We start from the raw sequence: 2322 nt of genomic DNA on the forward strand, positions 1-2322 counted from the left end.
AAAAAAATAATTACCAAAGCCCTTCTTTTTATTATGTTGTTTTCCAGTAATTGTACTTTAATGGAAGAGGTAAATCCAGAAAACCCTGTGGAAGTGAAGGGAAAAATATTGGAGAAAAGTTGTGAAGGAAAAAACACTTGGCTAATTCAACTTTCTGAAGAAAAGTTGGGGGCTTTAGCTTGGTATGACCAAAAGAGTAAAACGACCTATTCAAATGTAATCGAGCTCATTAATCTTCCTGCCAAATATTCCATAAAAGGGGAAACCATATCTTTTAAAGCCAGAATGGCCACTTTTAAAGAGACTTCAGAAAAAACTTCATTTCATGAAGAATGCTCCCACCTTCCTCTAGCTTTCTTTTTAGAAATTAAGGATTAAAAAAAGCCTCAGAATTGCTGAGGCTTTTAGATATTGGTAAATTCATTAATCTCTTTAATTGGTCACAGCCATCAAAAGATCATGCTTGGTAATAATGTGAACCCTATTTTTCTCATCCCTTACCAATACAGCGGGTTTTTCACCATTTAAGTAAGAAGTCAGAACATCCAAGGTCTCATTCATTGCTACAAATTGTAATGGTTTATCCATTACTTTCTTTACAGCTTGTTCCTTTAATTCAGGATCTTCAATCAAAAGAGTAAGGACTTTACTATCCGATACACTACCTACAAAATGATTTTCATTATCCGTAACTGGCAATTGGGAAACCCCACGATCATTTAATAATTTTACAGCCTCTCCAATTTTCATATCATCAGAAACTGTCAAAAGGGTATCCTGTCCATTTTTCTGTCTAATGACATCCTCTGCTGTGGCAAATTCACGTTTTTCAAGGAATCCGTGCTCTTTCATCCAGTTGTCATTGAACACTTTTCCTACATAGCGTGTACCGTGGTCAGGCAAAATAATGACCATTACATCATCCTCTTTCAAGTTTTCTTTAGCGTATTCAATGGCACCATGTACGGCAGAACCACTTGACCAACCAACGAAGATTCCTTCTTCACGAGCCAATCGCCTGGTCATAATAGCGCCGTCTTTATCGGTAACTTTAACAAAGCGATCAATCAGGTCAAAGTTCACATTTTTTGGCAAAATGTCTTCTCCAATTCCCTCTGTTAGGTAAGGATAAATTTCATTCTCATCAAAAACCCCCGTTTCCTTGTATTTCTTAAAGACAGAACCGTAACTGTCAATTCCCACTGAAATAATATCGGAATTTTGCTCCTTCAAAAATTTAGCCGTTCCACACATTGAACCTCCTGTACCCACACCAGCTGCATAATGGGTTATTTTACCTTCGGTTTGTTCCCAAATTTCAGGACCGGTAGTTTCATAATGCGCCTGGGCATTACCAGGATTATCATACTGATTCGGATAAAAGGAATTAGGGATTTCCTGATTGAGTTTTTTTGCCACTGAATAATATGAACGTGGATCATCCGGTTCCACATTAGTAGGGCAAACAATTACCTCAGCACCCACTGCACGCAATATATCTATCTTTTCTTGCGATTGTTTATCAGCCAATGTAAAAATACATTTATAACCTTTGGAAATGGCTACCAAAGCCAGGCCCATTCCTGTATTTCCAGAAGTTCCTTCGATGATAGTCCCTCCTGGCTTCAGTATACCTGCTTTTTCGGCTTCTTCAATCATTTTCAAAGCCATCCGGTCTTTCATAGAATGTCCCGGGTTAAAATATTCGGCTTTCACCAGGATTGTTCCCTTTACACCCTCACAAACCTTATTCAATTTGATCAAGGGTGTGTTTCCAATTGTTTCTATTATGGAATTGTAGTACATAAAAAATATGTTAATATATTTCGATAAGAAGAAGGTGAAGCAAAATTAGGAAGAATTCTTTCAAAATTTCACATTCAAGTGGGTATATCTTCCCATCTTTCTCTTTTTCAGTAATAAAACGATACTTAGCCCTCCTTCTTATCCCCAAAATGTCAATCTTTCCCCTTACCCAAACCTCAAATTAGCAAAGGCTTTAAACGTTATTATTATGTATAGAGTTAAAACGAAATAAAAAGAAATATGAAACCTTATAATACTCCCATTTCCGAAAAGATTAAAGAATTGAAAAAAGAGGGTTTCACTAAGGAGTTTAGGTTTTCCCATAATCATTTGGTGGAAGAAAGAAGTCATGCGATTTACCTAAGCAGCCAAATAAAAACCATTAAAGAATATCGTATCGAAAATAAGGAAAACCCTTATGATGATTTTTTTATTTATGCCGTCCACTGTAAGGATGGAACTAAAGGCACCCTTTTTAACCTTCACTGTAGAGAAGAAGACGAGTATTTGGATGAC

Annotated in this window: 3 protein-coding genes; 2 read left to right on the forward strand and 1 reads right to left on the reverse strand. The window is 36.5% G+C overall.

Going from position 1 to position 2322, the window contains the following annotated elements:
* Positions 1-378 (forward strand): hypothetical protein (locus E1171_RS02610; protein ID WP_222931349.1); only part of this gene is annotated, 378 nt, incomplete at its 5' end.
* A gap of 54 nt (positions 379-432) precedes the next feature.
* Here the strand turns inward: E1171_RS02610 and E1171_RS02615 are convergent.
* Positions 433-1806 (reverse strand): cystathionine beta-synthase, encoded by a 1374-nt coding sequence (locus E1171_RS02615; protein WP_155203796.1) that lies wholly within the window; start codon positions 1804-1806, stop codon positions 433-435.
* A 240-nt stretch (positions 1807-2046) separates the two neighbouring features.
* Between E1171_RS02615 and E1171_RS02620 the strand changes: the two genes are divergently transcribed.
* Positions 2047-2322: hypothetical protein (locus tag E1171_RS02620; RefSeq protein WP_155203798.1), on the forward strand; the 276-nt coding region annotated here is incomplete at its 3' end.

This window comes from Xanthovirga aplysinae (assembly GCF_009711365.1).
GTDB lineage: Bacteria > Bacteroidota > Bacteroidia > Cytophagales > Cyclobacteriaceae > Xanthovirga > Xanthovirga aplysinae.

Bases quoted from the DNA above. Each gene is read 5' to 3' on its own strand.
- E1171_RS02615 (WP_155203796.1), bottom strand. From the start codon at position 1,806: ATGTACTACAATTCCATAATAGAAACAATTGGAAACACACCCTTGATC.